Source organism: Paenibacillus sp. FSL H8-0537 (assembly GCF_038051995.1).
Taxonomy (GTDB): domain Bacteria; phylum Bacillota; class Bacilli; order Paenibacillales; family Paenibacillaceae; genus Pristimantibacillus.
Genome location: NZ_CP150290.1, coordinates 4,675,576 through 4,700,635, shown reverse-complemented (window position 1 = coordinate 4,700,635; position 25,060 = coordinate 4,675,576). Strand labels below are relative to the sequence as shown.

23 protein-coding genes are annotated in these 25,060 nt (G+C 49.4%); 15 read left to right on the top strand and 8 right to left on the bottom strand.

What is annotated here, in order from left to right:
• Position 1 precedes the first annotated feature (1 nt).
• The 5 genes from MHB80_RS19795 to MHB80_RS19775 all read left to right on the top strand — a co-directional run bounded on the left by MHB80_RS19795 (position 2) and on the right by MHB80_RS19775 (position 5,069).
• Positions 2 to 1,270, top strand: a complete 1,269-nt coding sequence (locus MHB80_RS19795) for an aminotransferase class III-fold pyridoxal phosphate-dependent enzyme (protein ID WP_341278578.1) — start codon at positions 2 to 4, stop codon at positions 1,268 to 1,270.
• A gap of 36 nt (positions 1,271 to 1,306) precedes the next feature.
• Positions 1,307 to 2,338, top strand: a complete 1,032-nt coding sequence (locus MHB80_RS19790) for an alcohol dehydrogenase catalytic domain-containing protein (RefSeq protein ID WP_341278577.1) — start codon at positions 1,307 to 1,309, stop codon at positions 2,336 to 2,338.
• A 96-nt stretch (positions 2,339 to 2,434) separates the two neighbouring features.
• Positions 2,435 to 3,679, top strand: a complete 1,245-nt coding sequence (locus MHB80_RS19785; RefSeq protein ID WP_341278576.1) for an MFS transporter — start codon at positions 2,435 to 2,437, stop codon at positions 3,677 to 3,679.
• A 76-nt stretch (positions 3,680 to 3,755) separates the two neighbouring features.
• The gene (locus MHB80_RS19780) at positions 3,756 to 4,349 is read left to right on the top strand and encodes a DUF1349 domain-containing protein (protein ID WP_341278575.1); all 594 of its coding nucleotides are present in this window, start codon (positions 3,756 to 3,758) and stop codon (positions 4,347 to 4,349) included.
• A 75-nt stretch (positions 4,350 to 4,424) separates the two neighbouring features.
• Positions 4,425 to 5,069: an HAD family hydrolase gene (locus tag MHB80_RS19775; protein ID WP_341278574.1), complete on the top strand. Its 645-nt coding sequence runs from the start codon at positions 4,425 to 4,427 to the stop codon at positions 5,067 to 5,069.
• Here the strand turns inward: MHB80_RS19775 and MHB80_RS19770 are convergent.
• Positions 5,024 to 5,872 (bottom strand): AraC family transcriptional regulator, encoded by an 849-nt coding sequence (locus MHB80_RS19770; protein ID WP_341283033.1) that lies wholly within the window; start codon positions 5,870 to 5,872, stop codon positions 5,024 to 5,026. The two genes, MHB80_RS19775 and MHB80_RS19770, sit on opposite strands and share 46 nt — an antisense overlap.
• A 334-nt stretch (positions 5,873 to 6,206) precedes the next feature.
• On the opposite strand from MHB80_RS19770, the gene MHB80_RS19765 reads away from it, so the two are divergent.
• Both MHB80_RS19765 and MHB80_RS19760 read left to right on the top strand, forming a co-directional pair.
• Complete coding sequence (locus MHB80_RS19765; protein ID WP_341278573.1) at positions 6,207 to 7,034, top strand: uroporphyrinogen-III synthase; 828 nt, start codon at positions 6,207 to 6,209, stop codon at positions 7,032 to 7,034.
• 101 nt (positions 7,035 to 7,135) lie between these two features.
• On the top strand, positions 7,136 to 8,029 hold the full coding sequence (locus MHB80_RS19760) for a hypothetical protein (RefSeq protein WP_341278572.1): 894 nt from the start codon (positions 7,136 to 7,138) through the stop codon (positions 8,027 to 8,029).
• Between the two features lie 47 nt (positions 8,030 to 8,076).
• On the opposite strand, the gene nagZ is transcribed toward MHB80_RS19760, so the two are convergent.
• Positions 8,077 to 9,387 carry a beta-N-acetylhexosaminidase gene (gene nagZ / locus MHB80_RS19755; RefSeq protein ID WP_341278571.1) on the bottom strand — a complete coding sequence of 437 codons (1,311 nt, stop codon included), beginning with the start codon at positions 9,385 to 9,387 and terminating at the stop codon, positions 8,077 to 8,079.
• Positions 9,388 to 9,586: 199 nt separating this feature from the next.
• On the opposite strand from nagZ, the gene MHB80_RS19750 reads away from it, so the two are divergent.
• Both MHB80_RS19750 and MHB80_RS19745 read left to right on the top strand, forming a co-directional pair.
• Positions 9,587 to 10,234 (top strand): GntR family transcriptional regulator, encoded by a 648-nt coding sequence (locus MHB80_RS19750; RefSeq protein ID WP_341278570.1) that lies wholly within the window; start codon positions 9,587 to 9,589, stop codon positions 10,232 to 10,234.
• Between the two features lie 63 nt (positions 10,235 to 10,297).
• The gene (locus MHB80_RS19745) at positions 10,298 to 11,473 is read left to right on the top strand and encodes a helix-turn-helix domain-containing protein (RefSeq protein WP_341278569.1); all 1,176 of its coding nucleotides are present in this window, start codon (positions 10,298 to 10,300) and stop codon (positions 11,471 to 11,473) included.
• Positions 11,474 to 11,576: 103 nt separating this feature from the next.
• Here MHB80_RS19745 and MHB80_RS19740 read toward each other — a convergent pair whose 3' ends face one another.
• Positions 11,577 to 12,413 carry an Rpn family recombination-promoting nuclease/putative transposase gene (locus MHB80_RS19740; protein ID WP_341278568.1) on the bottom strand — a complete coding sequence of 279 codons (837 nt, stop codon included), beginning with the start codon at positions 12,411 to 12,413 and terminating at the stop codon, positions 11,577 to 11,579.
• Between the two features lie 160 nt (positions 12,414 to 12,573).
• Positions 12,574 to 13,479, bottom strand: coding sequence for an RraA family protein (locus MHB80_RS19735; protein ID WP_341278567.1), 906 nt, complete (start codon positions 13,477 to 13,479; stop codon positions 12,574 to 12,576).
• Positions 13,480 to 13,737: 258 nt separating this feature from the next.
• Here MHB80_RS19735 and MHB80_RS19730 point away from each other — a divergent pair, with 258 nt between their 5' ends.
• Genes MHB80_RS19730 through MHB80_RS19715 form a run of 4 tightly spaced genes read left to right on the top strand, consistent with a single transcriptional unit; the run spans position 13,738 to position 17,948 of the window.
• Positions 13,738 to 14,640 (top strand): sugar ABC transporter permease, encoded by a 903-nt coding sequence (locus MHB80_RS19730; RefSeq protein WP_341278566.1) that lies wholly within the window; start codon positions 13,738 to 13,740, stop codon positions 14,638 to 14,640.
• Positions 14,637 to 15,467, top strand: a complete 831-nt coding sequence (locus MHB80_RS19725) for a carbohydrate ABC transporter permease (RefSeq protein WP_341278565.1) — start codon at positions 14,637 to 14,639, stop codon at positions 15,465 to 15,467. The genes MHB80_RS19730 and MHB80_RS19725 overlap by 4 nt, the downstream gene beginning before the upstream one ends.
• A gap of 60 nt (positions 15,468 to 15,527) precedes the next feature.
• Positions 15,528 to 16,877, top strand: coding sequence for an extracellular solute-binding protein (locus MHB80_RS19720; RefSeq protein ID WP_341278564.1), 1,350 nt, complete (start codon positions 15,528 to 15,530; stop codon positions 16,875 to 16,877).
• 48 nt (positions 16,878 to 16,925) lie between these two features.
• Positions 16,926 to 17,948, top strand: coding sequence for a mannonate dehydratase (locus MHB80_RS19715; protein WP_341278563.1), 1,023 nt, complete (start codon positions 16,926 to 16,928; stop codon positions 17,946 to 17,948).
• 186 nt (positions 17,949 to 18,134) lie between these two features.
• Here MHB80_RS19715 and MHB80_RS19710 read toward each other — a convergent pair whose 3' ends face one another.
• The 4 genes from MHB80_RS19710 to MHB80_RS19695 all read right to left on the bottom strand — a co-directional run bounded on the left by MHB80_RS19710 (position 18,135) and on the right by MHB80_RS19695 (position 22,346).
• Positions 18,135 to 19,010, bottom strand: a complete 876-nt coding sequence (locus MHB80_RS19710) for an aldose epimerase (RefSeq protein ID WP_341278562.1) — start codon at positions 19,008 to 19,010, stop codon at positions 18,135 to 18,137.
• Between the two features lie 271 nt (positions 19,011 to 19,281).
• Entirely contained in the window at positions 19,282 to 20,670 is a 1,389-nt protein-coding gene (locus MHB80_RS19705; RefSeq protein ID WP_341278561.1) for a mandelate racemase/muconate lactonizing enzyme family protein, read from the bottom strand.
• Positions 20,671 to 20,715: 45 nt separating this feature from the next.
• On the bottom strand, positions 20,716 to 21,531 hold the full coding sequence (locus MHB80_RS19700; RefSeq protein WP_341278560.1) for an SDR family oxidoreductase: 816 nt from the start codon (positions 21,529 to 21,531) through the stop codon (positions 20,716 to 20,718).
• Between the two features lie 2 nt (positions 21,532 to 21,533).
• On the bottom strand, positions 21,534 to 22,346 hold the full coding sequence (locus MHB80_RS19695; RefSeq protein WP_341278559.1) for an SDR family oxidoreductase: 813 nt from the start codon (positions 22,344 to 22,346) through the stop codon (positions 21,534 to 21,536).
• 295 nt (positions 22,347 to 22,641) lie between these two features.
• Here MHB80_RS19695 and MHB80_RS19690 point away from each other — a divergent pair, with 295 nt between their 5' ends.
• Together MHB80_RS19690 and MHB80_RS19685 are read left to right on the top strand one after the other, a co-directional pair.
• On the top strand, positions 22,642 to 23,670 hold the full coding sequence (locus MHB80_RS19690; protein ID WP_341278558.1) for an AI-2E family transporter: 1,029 nt from the start codon (positions 22,642 to 22,644) through the stop codon (positions 23,668 to 23,670).
• Positions 23,671 to 23,834: 164 nt separating this feature from the next.
• Entirely contained in the window at positions 23,835 to 24,875 is a 1,041-nt protein-coding gene (locus MHB80_RS19685) for an ABC transporter substrate-binding protein (RefSeq protein ID WP_341278557.1), read from the top strand.
• The last annotated feature ends 185 nt before the right edge of the window (positions 24,876 to 25,060 follow it).

The window sequence follows — 25,060 nt, the reverse complement described above, 5'->3', positions numbered from 1 at the left end:
CATGAAGACGAGAGAGGAGCAGGCGGTATTTACCCAAAGCCTGCAATGGTTGGAGCGCGTGCAGCAATTGATTCCGAGCGGATGCAGCACGTTGGCGAAGACGCCAGAGCGCTTATTCCCCGGCGAAACGGCCATCTGCTGCGTAGAAGCCAGACAATCCAGATTTATCGATATTGATGGCAATGAGTGGCTCGATTGCGAGATGGCGATGGGCACCGCCTCATGGGGACATGCCCGCGAGGAAGTGCAAGCGGCGATTGTAAAGCAGCTCGCCAAAGGGACAAGCTTCTCGGTACCCGCTGATGTGGAGCTGACGGCAGCGGAGTTTATACTCGCCCGCTTCGAGCAGCGTTATGCGGCACTGCGCTTCTGCAAAGGCGGAGCCGATGCAGTTAGCGGCGCAGTCCGGCTGGCAAGAGCTTATACCCGCAGGCCAAAGGTGATGTCGACGGCTTACCATGGCTGGAGCGATTGGTCGGCCTATGGTTATTACGGCGGAGACGCGGAAGCGCTGGGGATTCCGGCGGAAATCCGCAGCAGTACCGTTTGGGTGCCGCATGCAAGCCTGCGGCGGATCGAAGACGAGGTGCGCCGGCATGGCGACCAGTTGGCCTGCATCGTGTTATGCCCGAGCGAGTGGCAGCGCGAGGAGCTGGGCAAGGTGATGGAGCTGGCCGCACGACACAGCATTCTAATCGTGTTCGACGAGGTAACGTCGGGTGCAAGAATGGGCAAGCAGGCGACCGCGGGCGAATACGGGCTGTGGCCGGATATTCTTTGCTTGTCGAAGGGGCTGGCCAATGGCCTGCCGCTGGGCGTCGTATTGGGATCAGAGCCGATTATGCGGCTATGTGGGCAGGTCAAGTTCAGCAGCGCCCATTCGAGCGAGACGATTGCGCTGGCAGCGCTTATTGCCTGCGAGAAGCTGATGCAGGCGGCACCGAGCTGGCCAAGCTGGCGCGGCGGTACGCAGAAGCTGATGGCAGAGCTGCAGGCTCAGCTGGATGCGCTAGGGCTGACAGAGGAGCTCGCACTGCACGGCACCTATGCGAGCTTCTGCCTGAGGTCGCGGGCGGAGCAGGACTTTTACCGCGATCCGTTCCGCGCTTATATGATGAAGCGGCTCGCTCAGCAGGGCATTTTTACGAAAGGCTTCTTCGTCTTCTCAGATGCGCATACGGAGACGGAGCTGCTGCTCGTACAAGAGTCGCTTAAGGAAGTTTTGCTGGAGTGGAGCCAAGAACATAGGCCTAGCAAGTCGGCTGTTTAATCTAATATTCACAAATAGAAAGAGGAGGCAAGTTTAATGAAAGCATTAGTATATCAGGATTATCGCAAGGTGGAACTTCTGGAGATGGAGGAGCCGACCATCGTGTCGCCGACAGGCGTCAAGGTTAAAATTTTTGGCTCAGGTATTTGCGGAACAGACCTTAACATTGTAAAAGGAAAAATTCCGGCCAATTCCGGCACGATTATCGGACATGAAGGGGTTGGAACCGTTGTTGAGGTTGGTCCTAAAGTAAGAAGCGTTAAAGTAGGCGACCGTGTGCTCATCGATCCGACCCAATCATGCGGCATTTGCTCCTATTGCCGTGAGGGGCTGCACTGTTATTGCGAAAATTTCGAGGATCATCAGGTTGGCATGACCATCCATGGCACTTTCGCGGAATATTACGCGGGCGAAGAACGATATGTGTTCAAAATTCCTGACACGATGAGCTGGGAAGCGGCAATGATGGTCGAGCCGCTCGGCTGCGTGCTCAACAGCTTCTTGAAAGCTCGCGTTAAACCTAGCGATTCGGTGCTTGTGCTTGGCTCCGGCGCAATCGGTTCCTTGTGCCAGCTCGTTGGCAAGCGGCTGGGCCGCCTGACCGTTGGCACAGAGGTGGATGAATACCGTAAAAGCTTTGCTGCGAACATTGCAGATTATGTGTTCCATCCTCAGGAGCTGACGCTTGAGAAAGTGCTCGAAATTAACAATGGCCATAAATTCGATATTATTATTGATGCGGTCGGCAATCAGCTGCATGTTGCTCTTGAGCTGATCGGCAAAGGCGGCAGAATTATCCCAATGGGCTATGACGACAGCTATGAAGTATCGTTTAAGCCGACTGATTTTATTAATAACGGTGTCAATGTCATTGGCGATGTTGCGGTTCATCAAATGATCAGCACGGCGCTCAAGTTTGCTCAGAGCATGCCGGAGCTCGAAAACATGGTCACTTCAACCAAAAAGCTGCAGGACTACGAAGGCGCTTTTAATGAAACGATTGGTTATGACATGAGTACAGGCGCGCCAAGAGCGATGACCTCCGTGAAGACAGCACTTATTTCATAATGTAGGGCAAGGCAAGGGCGTTATGGCTGCGCGGGGAAAGGCTTACGGGGCGCCGCGCAGCAATGACGCATGAAGAAGAGGGGATGAGCCTTAGAGATGAAGCTGCTTGCCGATTTGCCAAAAAATCCGCGGTATTCGATTTTTCTGGAGCCGCTCTGGGCGATTCCTGGAACGATCGTTTTGTTTTATGCGCCGCTCTATATGAAGGATGCTGGACTAAGCGATATTGAAATTGGACTGATTAATTCCATTAACCTGTATTTTGCTTTTGTATTTCAGTTGTTTGCCGGATCGATTACGAATAAGCTGGGCCGAAAACGCACCTCGCTCATTTTTGATATTGTAGCCTGGAGCGTTCCAATGTTTATTTGGGCGTTCTCGCAAAGCTTCTGGCTGTTTATGATTGCCTATCTATTAAATGCGACATCCAAGTTCGTCACCGTGTCGTTCAATTTGCTCATTATTGAAGATGTCGAGGAGCGAAAGCGACCGAAAGTATTTGGCATCATGAATATGATTATTACCGCAGCTGGAGTGCTTACGCCGCTAGCGGGTTTTGTCATCGCCGATTTTGGTATCGGGAAGACGCTCGCCGTCATTTATTTTGCCGGAGGCGTAATGATGACGATTATGTTTATTGTAAGGAACCGGCTGACGGAGGAGACGGAGGCGGGCAAAGAGCTCATTGCGGTACATAGCCAGACCAAGGTGCTGAAAAGCTTGGGAGCCAGCCTGCGGCTATTCGGCAAAGCGTTTTATACCCGAAGGCTGTTCCCGATTATTTTAATCACGGTGCTGTCCAATTTTATTTTGCAGCTGAATTTTTTCCAGGTCGTGTTTTTTAAAGAGGAGCTGCATTTCGGTGATTGGACTATTTCCTACATTCCAGTCGTCACTGCGGTAACGGTCATGGTGCTGTATTTGGTCGTCATTCCTCGGCTGAAACAGCGCTCGGATGAAAAATACGTCAGTCTGTCGATCACCTTATGCACCGCGGGCTCCTTGCTGCTGCTCTTTATTCCTTCCGGCAATGTGCCGCTGCTCATGCTGACGATTGTTATATTGGCGGCAGGAACGTTTATTTTGCAAACGTACCGGGATGCGCTGCTGATGAATCGCCTCGGCACGCATGAGAAAGCAGATATGTTTTCGGCCGTACAGACGGTCATGACACTGATTGCTATACCTTCTGGTTATTTGACGGGACTTATTTATAACTATAGTCCGAAGCTGCTGTTCACCGTCATTGTTGCGCTTTATATGGTGCTCATGGCTGTCGTGTTTTTCCTCCCGCTTCCTTCCCGGCAACAGCAGGTTATGGAAGCGAACCATCATGTCTAATAACCATTTACAAAAGAAGGGTTTTCGCCAATTAGGTCGAATGGTTATACAGAAAATGGCTGCGGAGGGATAATTAATGATTAATGTATTAAATCATGAAACACGCGATAAACTGGCATGGATTAACGAACCATCTCAGTGGCAGTTCACAGAGCAGGGCGGCGTTATTATTGAGGCGCCACCGGAGGCGGATTTCTTCTGCGATCCATCAGGCAAGCATATTGCCAGCTCCGCTCCTTTCTTGTATGCTCCGGTCAAGCGCTCCTTCGAATTGACGGCAAGGCTAACGGTGGAGATGAAGCAGCAGTATGACTCTGGATGCCTAATGCTGTACGTCGATAAAGACAATTGGTGTAAATTATGCTTTGAATTTAATGGGCGGGCTGCCTCAATCGTCTCGGTCGTCACTAAGGACGGCTGGTCAGATGATTGCAACTCGGAAGAGATCCAGTCGGACAATCCTTATTTGCGAATCAATAAAGTTGAGGACTGCGTGTCCTTCTATTATTCGCCTGATGGTGAGGAATGGAAGCTGATTCGTTATTTCGGCATGCGTACGCCGGATGAAGTGAAGGTCGGCATCGTTGCGCAATCGCCGAAAGGCGGCGGCAGCACAAGCGAGTTCAGCTTTGTTCATCTCACCGAGGCGAACGAGGAAAGCCGATTTTAGCAGCGGCAGCTGCAAGCTAAGAGTCGGCTCCAGGTAAGCTGCAAGTAAAAGCAGGAAAGGAAGCTGATAGCAGCGATGAGTCTGAAAGCAATCATTTTTGATTTCGACGGCTTGATTATGGATACGGAGACCCCTTGGTATTATGCTTTTCGGGACATTTATCAGGAGCATGGCGTAGAGTTGTCGCTAAGCCTATGGTCCCGCAATGTGGGTACAAACTTCGACGAATTCAATCCTTTCCACTATTTGGAGGAAGCGCTGCAAACGCCGATTGACCATGACCATATTAAAGAGCTCTCTGAGCAAAAATATGCGGTTTATATTGGCGAAGCCGGGCTATTGCCTGGTGTTGCGGAGCTGCTGGCGAGCGTGAAGCAGCGAAATCTGCGCCTTGCGGTTGCTTCGAGCTCTACAAGGGACTGGGTTCATAGTTATTTGAAGAAGCTCGGCATCTTTGAAGCCTTTGATGTCATCCACACCTCTGAAGATGTGGGGCGGGTAAAGCCTGATCCGGAGCTGTATGAGCTGACGCTGGCACGGCTTGGCATTGATGCCTCAGAAGCCATCGTCTTTGAAGATTCGCCAAATGGCTTAAAGGCTGCGAAAGCAGCTGGCATCCGCTGCATCATAGTGCCGAATGAAGTGACGAGGGATTTGGAATTTTTGAATTTTGATCAGCGGCTTGCCTCAATCGCCGAATTTGATTTAGAAGCTTTGTAGCTTTTGCGCAGCACCATCGGTGAGCAGCCTTCATGCTTTTTGAAAACGGAGCCAAAATAACTTGCGCTATTAAAACCGACCGCCTTGGCAATGTCATGAGCTGTCATGGAATCATCATGAATGAGCATTTCTTTTGCCTTGAGCAGTCGGTAGCGGGTTAAAAAATCGAGCGGGGTCATCGCATATTCTTTTTTGAACATGCGATTCAAATGCTGCTCGGTTATGTAGAGCTGCCCGGCCAGCATAGATAGGGAAATGTCGAGATGATAGTTTTGCTTAATATAGGTCAGGATACTGGACAGCTTCGGTGTATGCTCCTTGCGTTCAGGAACAAGGTAAAGGTCCTTGGAGAGCTTCAGCTTGATAAGCAGCATATACAAGAGCGCTGATCCTGTGAAAACACGCTCCTGACGAGTGGATTGCTGGCTTAAAATAATTTCATCAATGAGCATTTGCGTAGCGGGATCCAGCCGAAATACGGAAAGGTTGGCGATATGTAACGCCTGCAGAAATGCTGGCAGCAAATAACCGGTAAAGGTTAAATATTTGATGCTGAGCGTTTCACTAATTTCGCAGGAAATAGAAGCGGTGTGGGAAAAATAAAGAATGGCGACGCCTTCCTTCAGCTGAATTTCCCGTTCTTGAAAAACAAGGCGGCCTGTACCTCCTACGCAGTTTACGATTTTGTAATCAGGGCTGCCTCCAGGGCAACGGTCGGGCTCAGTGACGGTAACGCTTCCAGATCCGGTAATCAATAGGGGGAGCTCGTTGTAGATGCTGCCTGTGTCTATTGCTTCCTGCATCAACTTCCTCTTTTCTCCTAAAAGTGGAATTAAAATGTGATCAAAAATGTGGACGCCTGATTGACAATTGGAATTATAACATACAAAAAGAAATATATGTTATATCTAGTTTTCGATGTTTTTCTCTGTTTTTCGCTATTTATCGTTATTTTGGAACCATTTATTGATGTTAAGAAATTGCCGTTCTTGGCTTAGAGAACGGTTTTTTACATGTGTGCCGCAGTTATTAAAGGGTAAAACAAGTTTTGCCTACCTTGACATGGCGACAGCTGTTTCCGCTTGTGTTAAGATATATGACAAACACATTTGGAGAAAGCATGGTGACGGGGCAAGCATGGGAATGGGTGCATTGAAGGGGAAAAGATTGGTCATAGCAGGATCTCGCAAGACAGAGGAAATGAGCGCCATTATTGAAAAACAAGGCGGGACATCGGTCGTGCGTTCGCTTCAGGGAATGACATTGCTCGATGAGGAAACGTTGGAGGCGCCACTGCGACAGTTTGCAGTCGAGGGTGCTGATTGGGTTATTTTAACGACGGGTATTGGCTCGGAGACGCTTGCCAGCAATGCGGAAAAGCTGAATATACAGGAGCCGTTTTTGGAGCAGTTGTCGCAGGCATCGATTGCTTCCAGAGGTTACAAGACGACTGCTTATCTTAAGCGGGCAGGCTTGAAAGCAGTTGTAGCGGATGATGATGGCACGGTGCAAAATTTAATCGACAAGCTGGAGGAATTTGATTTTGCCGGGCAGCGTATTGTCATTCAGCTGCATGGCGAGCCTTCGCCCGAGCTGGAGCGTTTTTTTGCTGCGAAAAAAGCGGGTGAGGTTATTTCGCTGCTGCCCTACAAACATGTTCCGCCCGAGGTGAGCGTACTTACTCAGCTCATGGAAGAGCTTACGGCAGGCGAGGTTGACGTGGTCTGCTTTACAACTGCCGTTCAAGTGCAGTATTTATTCCGCTATGCAAGAAAAATAGGTCTTGAGCAGCAGCTTCTGGAAATATTCGCTGGGCAGGTCCTAGCAGCAGCTGTGGGCAAAGTAACCGCCGAGGCCCTGCAATTAAACGGGGTGCAACGTTATATCGTGCCGGATATTGAACGAATGGGTGCAATGATCATTGAAGTGGCACATTATTTTGAAGCGCAAGGCTTAAACAAATAATTAAATTCTAAATCGATTGCTTTTGGACTGCACCCTTTTAAATAGCTGCTTCGTCTTAAGCTTGTAGTCGTTGCATCATTTGTTTAAAGGGGTGGATTAGGATGAGAAAAAGCAGCTTGTTGATATTTATGTTCATATTGACGATATGTTTAGGCGCATGCTCCTCAGAGCTTAAGCCATCTGGAGAAGGTAGCGGCGAAGAGGCGACGAAGGAGCCCGTCGCTGAATGGGCAGCCGCACCGCTGCTGGATACCGCCGTGCTTGGCAAAGGAGCATTTGGCTTTGCGGATGAAGCGGGCAAACAGCTGCTTGTAGGCCCGACTGAAGGGGGCGGCGGTCAGTGGCCCGGCTTCAATCTCGCGGTTGGCCACAATGGGCAATTGCTCAAAATTAAATACAAAACGGAGCAAACGGCCACCGAAGCCGATAACGGCAGGCAAACGGCGCAAAATTTTGCAAATCAGCAGGGCCAGCTGTTTGAGGTCGTGGAGGGCAAGGCGGAGCCGAATGAAACGTATTTTCTAATCGATGATCAGTCGGTAAAGCCGGAAATGCTGCTGTCCATAACTGGAAAGCGAAGCGGGCAGGCAGCGGATGAGGTGTTGGCGGCAATCGCCAAGAGCAAGAACCGCAGCGTAGAGAAGCTGTGGCCGCTTGAGGAAATAGGGGACGAGGGGAATACCTTGTATCTGGTGCAGTTCGAGCGTCAGGGCAAGGATATGCTGGCGAGCTTGGCGCTGCAGACGGCAGACGGCTTCGTTTTCCAAGATTATCCGGCTGAGTTTAATGAAAGCTCGACTTGGCGTGTGGATGATGGCGGCGAGGTCATACCGGAAATGTTCTCCTTCCTTTTCGCTGCGAAGACGGCTGATGGTATCGTTCTTGGGGTCAAATGGATGGGGGCGGAAGGGGAAAATGTGTCATTCCTTTCAGAGAAGGATGGCAAGTTTTCCGAGCTCGATCTCAGCTATGGCCGTTATATGTCGCCAGTGTAATCTATGCCAGGAATTTATTTGAACAACGAAAAAAGCGCCGACTGCTTCTATTTAGAAGCGTTCAGCGCTTTTTTAATTTGACGGTTGACCGCATCGACGTTGGCACGGGTGATGAGCTCATCTTTTAGTGTAAAGGCGCTTTTGAGATGAATGATCCGATAAACGCTGTCATCGAGCGCTTGCATAGAGATGTCGCCTGCTTTGACCGCTTTTTTTAGCGCCTTCAGCACGGCGATCTGCTGCTTGGTATCATGTCCGACAAGAAGAATATCGTTGCCCGCTTGAACGGCTTTGACCGCCGCATCCTGAATGCCAAAATGCTTCGTAATGCCAAGCATCGTCATATCATCCGTAATCACAACACCCGTAAACCCGAGCTTGTCCCGTAAAAGCTCAGTAATGATCGTCTTGGACAAGGAAGCGGGGTATTGTTTGTCGATAGCCGGAATAAGCAAATGCCCGATCATGACAGCAGGAGCTTGCTGCTCAATCGCTTCCTTAAAAGGAAGAAGCTCGAACTGCTCTAATTGCTTCAAGCTTTTGTCTACCACCGGCAAATCCAGATGCGAATCGACCGACGTATCCCCATGGCCTGGAAAATGCTTAACGACAGGCACGACATGTCCCGCCTGTATGCCCTTCATCATCTCAATGCCGCTGGTTATGACGCTTTCCGCTGTGGAGCCAAACGCCCGGTTGCCAATGACCGGATTGTCCGGGTTGCTGTTAATATCGAGCACAGGGGCAAAATCCATATTAAACCCTAAGGAATACAGCTCTGCGCCAATAGCTTCACCTATTCCATAGGCGTATTGTGGTTTGTTTTTTCTGCCAATAGACTGTGCGGAAGGAATTTTTACGAAATCCTGGGGCATCCGGCTCACCGTTCCCCCTTCCTGATCGATGCTCAGCCACAGCGGGACGGGATTTTTTTTATTTTGTTTTTTAAGCTCGTTCAGCAGGGCTAGCGTCTGCGAAGCGTCCGTAATATTTCTTTTGTACAAAATAAAGCCGCCTACATGATAGGTATTCATCATTTCGATAGCATCAGCTTGTATGGTCGTGCCTTCAAGGCCAACGAGCACGAGCTGTCCGATTTTCTCATCGACTGACATGCTGGCCATTTCTTGTTTGATAGGGTCCGTTGCTTCCGTCGCCGTTGGCGTAGGCGCTATAGTTGGAATGGCTGCTGCTGCCGTTTCTGTAGCAGAAGGGGTTGGCGTCGAGGCAGTGGCTGGTTGATTAGAGCCGGAATGGCTGACGTTCCCGCTGTTGGTACGATCGACCGTGCTGCCGCAGGAACTCGCACTTATAACGAGAAACGAAGCAAGGATTAATGAAGTGATTTTTTTAAGCATGTGGGAAGTTCCTCCTTTTCTTGCAATATCCCCTTTAGGCCAGCTTCTCATACTTTAGGGGAAGTTAGAAGTAAAAGCTATTGCAAAGGCTGTTTCGGTCTTATTTCCAAAATTGGGTTGTGAAGCTGGAAATGAGTCGATATAATGGGAAGTATATAGATTAACGATAATCGATAATTTGAAATAGGGACGTGTTTATATGTCAGAAAATCCAGCAATCGTGCCCATTCATTCTATAAGTACACATGTATATATGAAGCTGAAGAAAGAGATTTTGGCTGGCGAGCTTCAACCGGGTGCCCGCCTTATTGTACTGGAAATCGCCGGACAATTCCAGATTAGCCAGGCTCCTGTAAGAGAGGCGCTTGAACGGCTCAAGCAAGAAGGGCTCATTATTGGCGTTCCGAACAAAGGCTCGGTGGTCTCCAACATCACGGCGAAGGAAATCAAGGACTTGTTCGTGCTGCGGGAAATGATTGAAGGCTTCGCGGTTAGGCAATCAATGCCGCTGCTTACGGAGCAGGATTTCTCCGAGCTGGCTGGCATTATTGAGCAGATGGACCAAGCGGTTAAGCAAAACGATATACTTAGCATATTGGAGCTGGACATGGATTTTCATGGTTTTTTCTACCGCAAATGTGATAATGGGGCTATTTTGACGCTATGGAAGGATATGAAGACGAAGCTTATGCGGTTTATGGCGATTTCCAATCGGTATTACACGACTCTAGGGCTGGCAGATTACCATACTGTACTTATTGACGTGCTGCGCAAAGGGGATGTTGCAGCGGCTGAGCGGGCGTTTATCGATCATATGCACGCTTACAAAATCATTCATCTGGAATAGGCCGTGACTAAAGTCGAGGGACAGCTTGCTTGTTAACCTTTCAATTTAAAGGGGAAATGGAGCATGGTGAAAGAGGAGAAATGGCTGAAGGACGATTATATGCTGACCTGGATGAGGGATCGTTTGCTGCAGGAGCTGGTGTTGGACAGAATCAGCAGCAGTGGAAAGGCGAATGTGAAGGAGCAGCTGGTGAAGCTGAATGTAAATCCATATTTTACGTATCCGGCTGTAGCCATGCTTGCAACAGCGGCTTATTTTCATCATGAACATGACCGGCTCGGCTATATGGAGAAAATAAGGGAATATTTGCAGCCGCGCATTCCGGCGGGAAGTGTTCTTTTTTTAGATGAGGAGCATCGGCTCGTGCTGCTGTTTTCCTGGGTGTCGAAGAGGATGCTCGATAATGTGCAGGCGATGCTGGGCGAGCAGTTTTCCGATCCGATTACGATTGGTGTTGGGAAGCCCTGTGGTTATTTGCACGAAGTAAAGCATTCCTATGAACAGGCGGGGCAGGCGCTCCAGCATCAATTTTATCAGGGCATTGGCGAAATCATTTATTTTAGCGAGCTCCGCGCGTATATGCCGCTTCAGGAATATCCGGAGCATTTGGAGAAGGAGCTGTTTGATGGCTGCAAGGCGGCGACGTCGGAGGGGCAGCTTGAAGAGGCGGTAAAGGCGTTTTTTCGCAGTGTGATGAGGGGCGGGACGATTGATATTTCACATATGTATGAGCTGACGCTGCGTTTGCTCGTGGGGATGGAGCGAAGAGTGCTAGCTGATACGGATACCGCTGCAGCTAATAAACCTTATGAAATTTTATCCATTTTGAAAATGAAAACGCTTCATGAATTGGTTCGCTGCGTCAGCGAGTTTGTAACAGGCTTGTGGAAAGCGGTAGCGCCCTACCAGGGCGAGAGCCATCGCAGCATCATTAAAAAAACGATGTATTATATGGAGCAGGAATGCCAGCATGTTTCGCTGCAAAGCGTGGCGGAGAAGGTGTACATGACGCCAACCTATTTGAGCCTGCTGTTCAAGACCAATACCGGCAAAACGTTCATCGAGCATTTGACCGATATCCGAATCGACAAGGCGAAAGCGATGCTCAAGTCGACGCATTTTAAAAACTACGAGGTGGCGGAAAAGGTCGGCTATCAGGATTCGCGCTATTTTAGCCAAATTTTCAAAAAGCGGGTCGGCTTGTCTCCAAGCGAGTACCGCGAGTCGGCGGGGCATTAGATCGGATGCATAAAGGAAGAGGGAGCCCACGCAATGGTGGGCTCCCTCTGTGCTATGGATCGTATAGCCGACTGATCAGTTACTGAATGATAGTGAGCTTCAGCTATAACGCTTTGACCTCCGTTTCAGACAAGCCGCTTGCTTTGGCGATGAGAGGAATTTCAATGCCCAATGCCAGCATGTTTTTGGCGATTTCAATCGCTTTTTGGCGTTCGCCTTGTTTCATACCCTTTTCCGTAGCCCATTCAATCATGGAAGCCTCATCGTGCAAAAATTTCTGCCGCTCCTCATACAAACGGCGAGCCTCCCCATCCTGACTTAAGAATTCCAAGGTATCCATCGCTTTGCCTAGTGTCGGTTCATTCATCTTTAGCACCTCCCAATTTGATTTATCGGCACCTTTCAGAAATAACAGCCAATTGATTAAGCCGCCCTCATGAGGCAGTAATTGATCATTTAGCTTGGAAAGCTCCATAAAATGAACTTCAATATCATCCGTTAAGGCGAGGCCGGTGTGGTCTTCCCGCAAATGGAACACGTTATGATAACGGTCATTAGACAGGAAGGAATAATTCAATATATTAATAGTCACACATTTTTTGAGCTCTTTATACGTATTTCCTTCCTGCAATTGACTGGAGTACCGTTTGCTCCAATAAAACAGAGTACGTTTCTCTATATCGTACTTATTAAATAACTGCATTTCAATATTAATCAGCTTACCCTCAGATGTTTTGGCCCAGATATCAAAAATAGACTGTTTGTCCAATGGGGCATCCTTATCCGTATAGGGGTTCAAAAGTACAATTTCAGTTAGCGGAGGTTCGTTTGACTCTGCAAAAGTGCGATTCAAAAAGGCAAGCAATACATCTTTATTTTCTTCACTGCCAAAAATGCGCTTAAAGACGAAATCATTACGAGGATCAAGCAACTCGTTCATCCCAAATCAGCTCCATTCAACATGATTATACCATGCAAAATAAGAAACCGGAATTTACTAAAAGAAAGCCATAGTCCGCTTTTGTAAAATAAAAAAACCGACAACGGCTCCATACCGTCATCGGCTGCTTCTAGTCTAGTTATCCTTCTACTCTAGTCCCCTACAGACGCACATCGCTCCGCGGCCCATCATGCTCTCTCTTCTTCGCATCCTCAAGCTCATCGTCCCAGCTCAAATGCCGATATTCCGCTGCGGCGTCATCGTTATTGAACCAGTTGATGAAATCCTGCCACAGCGCCGTATTCCAAGCAGCATCTATTTGTGCCGTTGAATACACCTGCTGCTTAAGGCGAATGAAGCCGAATACGTCGCGCACCTGCGACTTCTCCGCCTGCACAACGGTCAGCTCCGCCAAATGCGGCGGAATAAAAATAACTCCCGCAGGCGTGCCCAGCACGACATCCCCTGGCATACAGATCGCCTTGCCGATGCGCGTCGGCACATTCATTCCAACCATCGTCACATCGGCAATCGCCGTCGGATCGCTGCCCCGATAATAGACGTTAATGCCGCCGATTTCCTTCACCTGCTGATTATCGCGGATACCGCCCCAGATCACGGCGCCGCCGCGCTTCGTGCGAGTGGCAATCGCCGTAGATAAATTGCCGCCAACGTAAGTGCCGCTATGAATTTTATCAAACATATCGACGACGACCACATCATCCTCCACTAGAGAATCAATGACCCATTGGTTGAAAAAGCCGTGGCGATCCTCGTGCTCATGTCCGTAATCAAGCAGCGTTTCATGCAGGTCAGGCCGCTTGGGCACCATGACGGCAGTAACCGCACGCCCGACCATCACCTGCTCGGGATGCATGATTTTGAACTCTCCTTCGAATTGAAACGTATAGCCGCGATTCCACAGCGGGCCCCACGCTTCCTCCAGCGTTATTTTTCGCATGCGGCGCAATATATCTTCATCTACTTTAGGGCGGCCATTCTCAAAGCGCTCACCCTCCCAAAGCGGGGTCAATTGTCTTATATCTTCCGGATTATCGAACTTCATCTTGCAGCACCTCTTCCGCTACTGTAATTGGTTCAAATTAGAGCTGTTCAAGCTATAGTTTTATTGTTGCAGGCAGCGGCAAATTTGTCGATGCGACGTTTTTAAGGTATTACACAGCGGACTCTAAAAAAAACCAACCATTTCATAAAATTGTCTCCTTCATTTATGAAAGCGTTTTCGTATAAAGTAAGGCTAGACAAAAGCAACTGACTCAGGCAAGCATTTGACTTGAATAAGCAAAGGGAGGGGAGAAATGGGGTGAAGCGTAAAGATAACCGGATTACACATTTGGCTGGTTACGTATTTATTTCGCCATGGCTGCTAGGGTTTTTACTGCTGACATTATGGCCGATTGCCCAGTCATTTTATTTATCCTTTACGGAGTATTCGCTGCTTGAAGCGCCCGAGTGGACCGGGATGGACAACTATGTCAACATTTTTACGAATGATTCCACATTCACCACGTCGTTAAAAGTTACGTTTATGTTCGTGCTGTTCTCTGTGCCGCTCAAGCTGTTTTTCTCGCTTATGGTAGCAATGGCGCTGAATAAAAGCTTGCGCGGCATGAATATTTACCGCACCGCGATTTATTTTCCGTCGCTCATCGGCGGCAGTATTGCAGTAGCGGCATTGTGGCGCAACATGTTCAGCTTAGACGGGTATGTGAATCAGGTGCTTGGCTGGTTTGGCATTCAAGGCGTCGCCTGGATATCCAATCCCGATACGTCGCTGGCTACGCTCATCCTGCTCAATACGTGGCAGTTCGGCTCCACCATGGTTATCTTCCTGGCCGGGCTTAAGCAAATTCCGCAGGAGCTGTACGAATCCGCCTCGGTCGACGGAGCGGGCAAAACGCGGAAATTTATTAGCATTACACTCCCCATGCTCTCTCCCGTTATGTTTTTCAACCTGGTGCTTGGCATTATTGGTTCCTTTCAAACGTTTACGTCAGCCTACATTATTACGAAGGGCGGGCCGATCAACTCAACCTACATGTACGCCATGTTCCTCTATGAAAAAGCGTTCAAGCATTACCAGATGGGCTATGCCTCTGCACTGGCCTGGATTCTGCTCGTTATCGTAGCGCTGCTGACCATTATTAACTTTGCCGCTTCCCGCTATTGGGTATTTTACGAGTCGGATGGAGGGAAAGCGAAATGAGAAGGCTGGGTGCAAAAGGTTTCGATCATATCTTTCTGGCGCTGTTTTCCTTCATCATGATTTATCCCGTCATTTGGTGGGTGGGCGCTTCGCTCAAAAAAACGTCCGAGCTGAGCCTGCCGACGATCTGGCCCTCCATTCCGATGTGGGAAAATTACAGCAAGGGCTGGCGCTTTTCCGGCGAATATACATTTGCCCACTTTTTCGGCAATACGCTGCTGATGGAACTTGGCAATGTGGCAGGCGGCGTCTTGACGGCGGCGATTGTAGCTTATGGCTTTGGCCGCTTGTACTTCGGGCTTAAAGGCTTCTGGTTTTCGATTTTGCTGCTGACGATGATGCTTCCTGGCCAGGTAACGGTCGTGCCGCAATACATTTTGTTCAATAAGCTGGGGCTGGTCGACAGCTACGTTCCACTTGTGCTGCCGCATTTTTTCGGGGGCGGCGCCTTCTTTATTTTTTTGCTGGTGCAGTTTATTCGCGGTATCCCGCGTGATCTTGATGAGGCGGCCAAAATCGACGGAGCTTCCGTGTACGGCATTTTTCTGCGAATTATTTTTCCGCTCATTAAGCCAGCGCTGGTGACCGTGGGGATTTTCACCTTTATTTGGAGCTGGGACGATTTTTTTGCGCAGGTGCTGTATTTAAGCTCGGTTGAGAAGTTCACGGTCGGCCTCGCGCTGCGCATGTTCATCGACCAGTTCGATATTCAGTGGGGGCAGCTGCTCGCGATGTCGTTGCTGTCAATTATGCCTTCCGTTCTCATCTTTTTTCTGGCCCAGAAGCACTTTGTAGAAGGTATTGCTACAACAGGACTCAAAGGGTAACGGCTTTTGTGAAAATCGCTTATAGAGAAAGATATTTCATTTGAAGGGGATGAGCGGATAATGGGAAAAAGGTGGCTGAAAAGCAAAGGCTGGGCGGTGCTGACGCTCGCTGTGGTGCTGACAATGACCGCATGCAGCGGCAATAGCGGGAGCGGTGGAGGCAATCAGGGCGCGGAGCCAAGCTCGGCAACGGAGACAGCGGCGGCTGGGGAAGCAGGCGGGGCAGCGACGACGCTCAGCATTATGTGGTGGGGCTCGGATGCCCGTCATGAAGCGACGAAAAAAGCGCTGGACATCTATTCCCAGCAATTTTCAAACGTAAAATTCAAGCCGGAATTTATGGCCTGGGATGCTTATTGGCAGAAGCTTCCGACACTGGCAGCCTCCAAGTCGATTACCGACGTGCTGCAAATGGATGCGGCTTACATTCAGGAATATGTCGCCAGAGGCCAACTGGAGGATATATCCGACATTGATTTGACTGGCATAGTGGACCCGAATGTGCTGAAAAATTTGCAAATAGACGGCAAGCTGTATGGCATCCCGCTTAGTCAGAACGCGCAAGGCTTCGCCTACAACAAAACAGAGCTGGAGCAGCTCGGTATCCCGCTGCCGCATAAGGATTGGACATATGATGCGTTTTTTCAGTGGGCGAGGGATGCTCGTGCCAAGCTGCCGGAGGGCAAATATCCGATTGGCGATACATCGACCTGGGATGGCTTCAACTATTACCAGACGGCGATGGGCAAACCGCCCATTATGTCGGACGGCGGCAAAACGTTCACGCTCGATAAGGAGCTGTTCATGACGTTTTATGGCATTTATGACGATTTCCGCAAAAATAAAATCGTTCCACCAGCCGAGCTAGCCGCTTCTTTCCTGGAAAATGACCCGCAAGCCGACCCTATGGCTTCAGGCGTAGTGCTGACGCGAGGCGCGACGACTGGCTCCGTAAGCGCACTGGAGCAGCTGATGCCTGGCAAGCTGGGCGTTGTCAATTTGCAGACGGGACCAGCTGGCGGGGGCTGGGCGCAATCGACGATTTTTCTCAGCGTAAGCGCCAATTCAAAAAACAAGGAGGAAGCGAAGAAGTTTGTGAAATGGTTTATAACGGATCAGGAGGCAGGCAAAGCACTTGGCTTGACGCGCGGACTGCCGATTAATCCGGAAATATTCAAGGCGCTTGAGCCGACGCTTGAAGCCAAGGATTTGCTGGGCAAGGAGATTTATGATATGTCGGTGGACAAAGCGCTGCCGTTTTATTCACCTGCCGCTGGATTTTCGGAATGGGTGGATACGTACAAAAAGGAAATGGATGCCGTCTCCTTCGGCCAGCAGTCGATTGAAGACGCCTTTAATAAAATCGACAAGCTGGGCAAGGAACTGGCCGCCAAAGCGGGAAAATCTTAATTCACGTAATGGATGCAGAGCTTGTAAACGAGCTGGGAGGAATTTTTAATGCAGCTAGCAGAATTTTTCTCGCCGCGGCCTGACCGCCTGTGGCAGCTTGCGAAGCAAATGGATGTCAATTATGCGGTGAGCGGTCTGGCATGGGAAGAAAAAAGTGAAAAGCCTTGGGATCTAATGCCGCTGATCCGCATGAAGCAGCGGTTTGCCGACAGCGGCATCAACCTGGCCGTCATTGAATCGATGCCGCCAAGCAATGAAATTAAGCTTGGCACAGCAGGGCGCGATGCGGAAATTGAAACATTTCAGCAATTTATAGTTAATATGGGGAGGGCGGGTATCCCTGTGCTATGCTACAATTTTATGGCGCAGTTCAATTGGTTCCGCACCTCAACGACGACTCGTACGCGGGGCGGGGCGCTCGTCTCAAGCTACGATCACAGCTTGATGCGGAATTCTCCGCTTACCGAAGCGGGCATCGTTTCCGAACAGCAGCTGTGGGAAAATCTGCATTATTTTATGGAGCAGATTGTGCCTGTGGCGGAGGAAGCGAAGGTCAAGCTGGCGCTGCATCCCGATGATCCACCGATTACCCCTATTCGCGGAGTGTCGCGTATTTTGCGCAGTGCCGATGCCTTGCAGCGAGCCATTGATCTTGTGCCAAGCGCTTATAATGGCATTACGCTATGCCAAGGTACGCTGGCGACGGCGGGGGAGCATATCCCAAGCGTCATTCGCCATTTTGGCGGACAGGACAAAATGTTTTTTGTTCATTTTAGAGATGTGCGCGGCACAGCGGAAAAGTTTGAGGAAACGTTCCACGATGATGGCATTACCGACATGCTGGAGGCGATGTACACCTACTATGATGTTGGCTTTGCTGGACCGGCAAGGCCTGATCATGTGCCGACGATGGAAGGCGAAACGAATGATAACCCCGGCTATGAGCTGCTGGGACGATTGTTCGGGGTAGGGTACATTAAAGGGTTGATGGAGGCAGCGTCCCGACGGCAAGCGGAAAGCTCGCAAACCAGCACAAATACGGCAGCAGCACAAAAAATAGCCGTAGAATAAGCTGCGGGTAAAATAAAGGTACTGCCGCCGGCTGGCATGTTGACATGCTGGCCAAGAGCAGTACCTTTTTTAAAATATAGGAAAGGATAGGATAGGATTGTTCCATCCTTTCTCTATATTTCTACGCGAAACGGTAGCTTTGCCGCCAGAGGACGGCGACAGCCGTTTCACCTAGTTGCAGCTAAATTAAGCCTCCAACGCTATCGTAATGCTGGCCTCCAAAGCTTTGCCTGGCTCGACCATTACAAGCCCTTTTTTGTCGTTCAGCGCTTCATTCGGAGCAGTCCAAGGCTCTACGCATACAAAAGGCTTGCCTTCTACCGACCAAATGACGGTTGTTCCGAATACTTCGCTGTAGCTTAGCTTAATTTGCTGATCTCCAAACGGAAATGAAATTTCCGGTGTCGTAGCATCCAGCAAAGCGACAGATTCAACGAGACCGTTCAAATCCAGCGGGCCTGAAAACGGCTTCACCTGATTGTCATTGTAATCTAGCGCTTGCTGCGCGTCAGAGCGATAAGTTAGATTTTTTTCGGCAATTGCAAAATAAGGATGGAAGCCGGCATGTACAGGCATGCTAGTCTCGGACAAGTTGCTGTATGCTTGCTCAATGTCCAGTTTGCCGTCCTTCAAGCGATAGGTGAAAGTCAGCTTAAAGTTGAACGGATACGCAGCCTGTGTCTGTGCGCTGCTTTCCAGAGAAAGCGTAAGCGAGGCTCCATTTTCAGCAGACTGCCCTTCAACGTTCCATGAAGCTTGGCGGGCTACGCCATGATTGCGCATATTATATCTTACGCCATCCCATTCGTAGGCACCGTTTCGCACTTGCCCGCAAATCGGAAACAAAACCGGAATGCCGCCGCGAATGTTGGCAGCCGGATCAATAAAGGTATCGCGATCGAGGTACAGCAGCTCTTGGCCTTGCAGTTGGCAGCCAATTACGATGCCGCCGCGTTCAGGGCAGATGAGGACGCGGGAATTTGTTGCGTGTTCCTTTAGCTCAAAGATCTGATACGTATCGGTATAGCTGGTTACTTCATAGCCTGCTTGGTTTGCAGTCATTTCTCTACCTCCAATAGGTGCAATCCTGTTTTTATCTTGTGGTTAACACTTCCTGTCCATTATAACAAGTTCAGCGGCGATAAAGGAATGATTATCAAATTTGTTCCTCGTCATGAACGGCGGGGAGCTCATCAACAAGCTATCCTCAAAAAGGGAACTGCAAGAGCAAACAAGCTGCTTCACAAATCCCTTTAGGACATGTGAAGCAGCTTGTTTGCTATAAACACTTATCTTTACTAAAATGATGGTTCCTTCGTATTCTGCTGTTTGACTAGCTCCACAAACGGTCGTTCGACAGCAGCTTGTTCCACGAGTCGGTAGACTCCCAGATGCCGGGAATATCGGGATGCAGGTGCTCGGCAAGCACCTCGTCATTCAAATCATCAATGCCAAGTCCAGGCGCATCGCTGATCGTAATGAAGCCATCCTGCACCAGCTTGTTTGGCAGCTTGCTGCTAATTATAATATCATCCCACCAAGGCACCTCGCAGGAATGGTATTCGAGGGCGAGGAAATTTTCCGTTGCGGCTGCAACATGCGCGGCGGCCAAGCAGGCAATCGGGCTCTCCGCCATATGGATGGCCATCGCCGCCCCGTAATCCTGAGCCATATCACCGATTTTTTTCGTCTCCAAAATCCCCCCGGTCGTCAGCACATCCGGATGAATGACGGATACGCCGCCCGCTTCCAGCAAAGGCTTGAAGTTTTCCTTCAAATAGATGTCCTCGCCTGTACAGATCGGCGTGGCCACTGCCCGTGCAAGCTTAGCGTATTGCTCGGTATACTGCCACGGGAGCATATCCTCCATCCAAGCGAGGTTGAACTTCTCGACGCGGCGGCCAAGCTTGATGCAGCTTTCCAGCCCGATATGTCCAAAGTGGTCAATAGCGAGCGGCACTTGATAGCCGATAACGGAACGGACATCGGCTACATATTGCTCAAGCAGATCGAGCCCTTTTTCAGTCACCTGAATGGCGGTAAACGGGTGAGCAATATTATAAATATCATAATGGCGGTTCGTTATTTCGCGAAGCTGTTCATCTGACATGCCGTCAAAATTTTGATTGTAGCGGTTGCGCGATTTTTCCCGCATTTCCTCGAGAAAGCCGAGCGGCGCGCTTAAGGTGCCCGGTTCATGGATGATTTGGCCAATACCGAGATCCATTTTTAGAAAAGTAAAGCCTTCGTCCATACGCTTCTTCAAGGCTTCGCCCATTGCTTTACCGGTGTCTTTGCCCACGACTTCCGTGTCGCAGTACATGCGTATGCGGTCGCGAAAGCGTCCCCCTAACATTTGATAGACGGGAACGCCATACGCTTTTCCGGCCAAATCCCATAGGGCAATTTCAAGTCCGCTTACCCCGCCGCCTTGACGGGCGTGGCCGCCAAACTGCTTGATGCGGCGGAACAGCTTATCGACATGGCAAGGGTTTTCACCCAGCAGCCGTGCCTTCAGCATTTGTGCATACACCTTATCGGCTCCGTCACGAACTTCGCCAAACCCGATCAGTCCCTGATTTGTAAATACTTTAATGAGGCTGCTGTGGAAAGGTCCGCCTACAATGTCAGTAAACCGGATATCGGTAATGCGAAGCTGTGTCGGATTGGAGCTTGTTCGCACATGGGCTAGCGTTTCCTCATACGTTTCTTTATTAATCACAACCGTCACTCCCCTATTATCGTTATCGTAAGGATCACTCGGCTGCTACAGCAGCATGCTGCCCCCGTCCAATCGGATGGCGGAGCCGGTCATAAACTCGCTTTCATCAGATGCGATAAAGCAGACGAGCCGAGCGACATCAAGCGGCTTGCCGACGCGTCCGAGCGGAAACTTTTTGCGGATATCCCGCTTTGGGCGTACGGGCTTTGCTCCGTCCGTGTCTGAGGCAGCAGGTCCAATGGGCCGAGATTCTCTTGCAGACTGCACGCCAACGTTGATTTGCCCAGGCTCTATTGTATTAACGGTAATGCCATACTTAGCCAGCTCGATCGCCGCTTCCCGCCCCAGCATGCGGATACCGCCCTTGGTCATGGAATAAACGGCGTCGAAATCGGTTGGACGCTTGCTGTGAACCGAGGAGATAAGAATGATGCGGCCTCCAGCAGCGTTATTTATCATATAAGGAATAGCTGCTTGCATACACTGCCAATAACCCTTCAAATTAATGTTCATCATGCGGTCAAAGGACGTTTCATCATGGTCAAACAGCCCATAATTAAGCTGCAACGCGGCATTGTTGACTAAAATATCGATTGTGCCTCCAGACTCCGATGGAGGAAAGGCATGTGCGGCTTGCTTCATCAAACGTTCGATTTCTGCTTTGCTGGCAACATCGGCTTGCGCTATAACTGCCTCTCCACCGGCTGCCTGAATTTGCGCTAGTGTTTCTTTCGCTCCGGCATCGCTGCGATTATAATGAATGACGACTTTCGCGCCACATTGTGCGAGCTGGACGGCAACACCTTGGCCGATACCTGTTCCGGCACCCGTTACGAGGGCCACCTTGCCTGTCAGGTCCATGCTCATCCTCCTTGACTGTCCAGTAGTGGGGGCCGCTTCATTTTGAAATCCATATAATGCTGCAAAAATCCGCCATCCAATCGAATGTCCGCGCCATTTACGTATCGCGCCTCGCCAGAGGCTAAGAACAGCGAAAGCTGAGCCAAATCATCATAGCTGCCGAGTACTGCATTTGGCACTTTGTGCGCGTAATCCTCATATAGCGTAGATAGCTCACTCGCGAACCGTTCATCATCGCCTACGATTGGTCCCAGCTCAATCGTATTGACGGTTACGCCGCTGCGCCCAAGTACGAGAGCCGCTTCTTTCGCCAGCATGCTGACCGCGCCTTTGGACGCGCTGTAGGCGAAGGAGGAGCCCGTAGGCTTCTGCGCATGAATCGAGGAGACGAAGATAATCGACCCTGCCCCACCATCAGCCATTTGCTGGCCGATTACCTTTGTACATATAAAAGCGGATTTAGCATTCGTATTCAATAGATCCAGAAACAAATCCTCCTCGCCATATTCAATAGAGGTTGGTTTCATGAGATCATTATTATGAATAAGCACATCTACTCGGCCAAGTTTGAGCGTTGCTTGCTCTAGCACCGCATGCAGGCCACTGCTGCTGCAAAGATCTGCAGCGCTCACGAAGACATGGAGCCCCAAGGTGCTGGCCCGCTTAAGCTCCTCGTTAATATGGGCCCCACCAGACATGCTATTTAAAATAAAATGCGCGCCCTGCTCGGCAAAAAGGCGAAAAAGCGCTCTTCCAGATCCGCTGTCCGCATCGGTAATAAAGACGACTTTATCTTTAAGCTTCATCGTAGTCATAGATCCCCTCCAAAGGGCGGATTGCTTAAATAAACGGATGTTCCATCCTCCTTTATCTTAAAGGTTTGGCCGGGCTGGTTGCGATGCCGTAAATTTATGATTTTGTTTGAATTTTATAGGAAGGATAAAAACGCGGCGATTGCTTGTGTCTCGCTTAGGTATCAGGTACTATTAGTGATGAACACGTTGCTTTAAGTCGGTAGCCTTCTACAAAAAAAGTGAAACATGTACAGGCTTGCGCCGTATAAGGTGAAAGGGTTCAAGAGACGAGACTAGATAAAAATGAGGGAAGTCTATGGAAGCGATGCGCACATTTTTTGCCCATTCTGTTGTGAGAAGAATATTGTTTATTATGTTGGTTGTGCTGTTATTCTACAGCCTACACAATATGCTTAATTTACTGCTGCTGCTCTTTCTTGTAACGTTCGTTATGGGACGGCTTGAAGGATTTGTAACGAAAAAGCTTAGCAAGCTGTTTCCTATATCGCCCGTCTTGGTGACGGTTGTGTTGTACATATTGCTGGTGACCGGACTAGTTTTCGGGATATCAAATTATTTGCCTAAGATGATCAATCAAGTCGTGGATATGATTAATAATATTACGAGGTTTTTAGACACCTCTCAAGACAACCAGATTGTCGGAGTGCTGGTCGATGCCTTGGAGAAGGTGGACTACCAGAAGTATTTGGGCAATGCTGTTGATTATATTATGAAGCTGGGAAAATGGTTGGAAATTATTTTGTTCGTTATTCTGCTCAGCTTTTTCTACCTTTTACAAAAAAACAAGGTCAACCAGTTTACTGAGAAATTCCGTTATAGCAAAATTTCCTGGGCTTATCGGGAGTTTCATTATTTCGGCAGTAAATTTGCTTCTTCCTTCGGCAAGGTGATAGAGGTTCAACTGCTGATAGCCCTGTTTAATACAGCGCTGACGATGATTGGCCTCTGGATACTCGGTTTCCCTTATTTAATCGCGCTGACGATTATGGTATTCCTGCTCAGCCTGATTCCGGTGGCAGGCGTGATCATTTCGTTCATCCCGATTGGTATTATCGGCTACCAGATTGGCGGGCTGCCGATGGTATTGTGGGCGATCGGCATTATTTTGTTCATTCATGCAGTGGAGACGTATTTCTTGAATCCAAGGCTGTATGCACATAAAACAAAGCTTCCGATGTTTTACACCTTTATTATCCTCATCTTCTCCCAGCATTATATGGGCATATGGGGACTCATAATCGGTATCCCTATCTTCATGTTCCTTATGGATGTGCTGGATGTGGAGAAGCCGGAGAATGCAGAGCTTGACAAAAAACCACTGTAACCAAGTGGTTTTTTTTATTGTCGGCAGCCGTTTAGGTCAGGTTAGGCCGCCGCAAAATTCGTCTATTTAAAACTATGAAAAAGTCCATTGAAGGAAGCAAAGGGGCAGAGTAGAATAAAGGAGCTATCATTGAGAATTATTATCATATAAAAGGGAGAGGTTTTATGTTTGTTTCATTTGCATCAGCTTCAAAACGATTGTTTACTGTGAGCGCAGTAGCTTTGCTTATGCTGCTGCTTGCAGCCTGCGGCTCGAACGCAGGCAATAAAGTGGACGGCGCGAGCTCGGCACAGTCAACGAGAGCAGCATCAACTGAGGCTGCAGCTGCACAACCAGCCGCGACGGAAGAGCAGGCGGCAGTCCGCATCTATAAGGATGTAATGGGCAGAGAGGTAGAGCTGCCAAGCAATCCGCAGCGAATTGTAGCGCATTATTATGCTTCCGAGATGGTGGCGTTAGGTTTTCCAATGGTGGGTACGAACTTCTTGAATGCAAAAGCGGTACTCGGTGAGGAGAAGCTGCAAGGTATTGCAGACGTTAGCGGTGAGGGTGTATCGACGAATTTGGAGAAGGTGCTGGCCCTGGAGCCTGATCTTATTATCGTGCCAAACTTTCTGGATGCGGTGGAGTTTGAGGAATTGTCCAAAATCGCTCCTACGGTAGTCATGGATTACAGCGGCGATATTTTCAGCCGTCTGCGTACCTTGAGCGAAATTGTCGGCAAGCCGGAGCAGGCTGAGGATTGGATTAAAAAGTATGAGGCCAAAAGCGAAGAGAAGCGCGAGCTGCTGAAGCCCGTTGTCGCGGCGGGCGGTACCGCCTCTGCATTTGTCGTGCATATCGATGGCAAGCTTTATATTTATGGGCAGCAGCGTCTTGGGCCAACGATGTATGATGCCCTCGGATTTAAAGCCCCGGAGAAAGTGGCTGAACTGTTCAAGGACAGCAAGGACCTGTGGAAGGAAATCTCGCTGGAGGCGCTGCCCGATCTTGCTGGCGATCATATTTTCCTGATTTTGCAGGATGACAACGAGGATGCCGTGAAGGGGACGGAAGAAATAATGAATGGACCAGTATGGAAAAACATCCCTGCAGTGAAAAATGGCCATGCCTACGTCGTTGGCAAACGCTGGTCGTTCAACGATCCGCTTACCCTCGATTGGCTGCTGGATGAAATGACGTATGAGCTGCTAGCAAAGCAATAAGCGGCTAAGAGCGAGCCAAATACGAGTATAGTCGTAATTTTAAGAAGTCTTTATGCGCTTTTTTCGCGTATGAAGGCTTCTTTTTTAAAATATAGGAAAGGATATGATTTTTCCATCCTTTCACTATGTTTCTCGGAATGAAGCGCGCTGCGCCGCCAGAGGACGGCGACAGCCGTTTGACCTTG

What these genes read in the sequence shown, in the direction of transcription:
- MHB80_RS19795 (WP_341278578.1), top strand. Translation starts at nt 2, where the DNA reads ATGAAGACGAGAGAGGAGCAGGCGGTATTTACCCAAAGCCTGCAATGG.
- MHB80_RS19790 (WP_341278577.1), top strand. Translation starts at nt 1,307, where the DNA reads ATGAAAGCATTAGTATATCAGGATTATCGCAAGGTGGAACTTCTGGAG.
- MHB80_RS19785 (WP_341278576.1), top strand. Translation starts at nt 2,435, where the DNA reads ATGAAGCTGCTTGCCGATTTGCCAAAAAATCCGCGGTATTCGATTTTT.
- MHB80_RS19780 (WP_341278575.1), top strand. Translation starts at nt 3,756, where the DNA reads ATGATTAATGTATTAAATCATGAAACACGCGATAAACTGGCATGGATT.
- MHB80_RS19775 (WP_341278574.1), top strand. Translation starts at nt 4,425, where the DNA reads ATGAGTCTGAAAGCAATCATTTTTGATTTCGACGGCTTGATTATGGAT.
- MHB80_RS19770 (WP_341283033.1), bottom strand. Translation starts at nt 5,872, where the DNA reads ATGCAGGAAGCAATAGACACAGGCAGCATCTACAACGAGCTCCCCCTA.
- MHB80_RS19765 (WP_341278573.1), top strand. Translation starts at nt 6,207, where the DNA reads ATGGGAATGGGTGCATTGAAGGGGAAAAGATTGGTCATAGCAGGATCT.
- MHB80_RS19760 (WP_341278572.1), top strand. Translation starts at nt 7,136, where the DNA reads ATGAGAAAAAGCAGCTTGTTGATATTTATGTTCATATTGACGATATGT.
- nagZ (WP_341278571.1), bottom strand. Translation starts at nt 9,387, where the DNA reads ATGCTTAAAAAAATCACTTCATTAATCCTTGCTTCGTTTCTCGTTATA.
- MHB80_RS19750 (WP_341278570.1), top strand. Translation starts at nt 9,587, where the DNA reads ATGTCAGAAAATCCAGCAATCGTGCCCATTCATTCTATAAGTACACAT.
- MHB80_RS19745 (WP_341278569.1), top strand. Translation starts at nt 10,298, where the DNA reads ATGGTGAAAGAGGAGAAATGGCTGAAGGACGATTATATGCTGACCTGG.
- MHB80_RS19740 (WP_341278568.1), bottom strand. Translation starts at nt 12,413, where the DNA reads ATGAACGAGTTGCTTGATCCTCGTAATGATTTCGTCTTTAAGCGCATT.
- MHB80_RS19735 (WP_341278567.1), bottom strand. Translation starts at nt 13,479, where the DNA reads ATGAAGTTCGATAATCCGGAAGATATAAGACAATTGACCCCGCTTTGG.
- MHB80_RS19725 (WP_341278565.1), top strand. Translation starts at nt 14,637, where the DNA reads ATGAGAAGGCTGGGTGCAAAAGGTTTCGATCATATCTTTCTGGCGCTG.
- MHB80_RS19720 (WP_341278564.1), top strand. Translation starts at nt 15,528, where the DNA reads ATGGGAAAAAGGTGGCTGAAAAGCAAAGGCTGGGCGGTGCTGACGCTC.
- MHB80_RS19715 (WP_341278563.1), top strand. Translation starts at nt 16,926, where the DNA reads ATGCAGCTAGCAGAATTTTTCTCGCCGCGGCCTGACCGCCTGTGGCAG.
- MHB80_RS19710 (WP_341278562.1), bottom strand. Translation starts at nt 19,010, where the DNA reads ATGACTGCAAACCAAGCAGGCTATGAAGTAACCAGCTATACCGATACG.
- MHB80_RS19700 (WP_341278560.1), bottom strand. Translation starts at nt 21,531, where the DNA reads ATGGACCTGACAGGCAAGGTGGCCCTCGTAACGGGTGCCGGAACAGGT.
- MHB80_RS19695 (WP_341278559.1), bottom strand. Translation starts at nt 22,346, where the DNA reads ATGACTACGATGAAGCTTAAAGATAAAGTCGTCTTTATTACCGATGCG.
- MHB80_RS19690 (WP_341278558.1), top strand. Translation starts at nt 22,642, where the DNA reads ATGGAAGCGATGCGCACATTTTTTGCCCATTCTGTTGTGAGAAGAATA.
- MHB80_RS19685 (WP_341278557.1), top strand. Translation starts at nt 23,835, where the DNA reads ATGTTTGTTTCATTTGCATCAGCTTCAAAACGATTGTTTACTGTGAGC.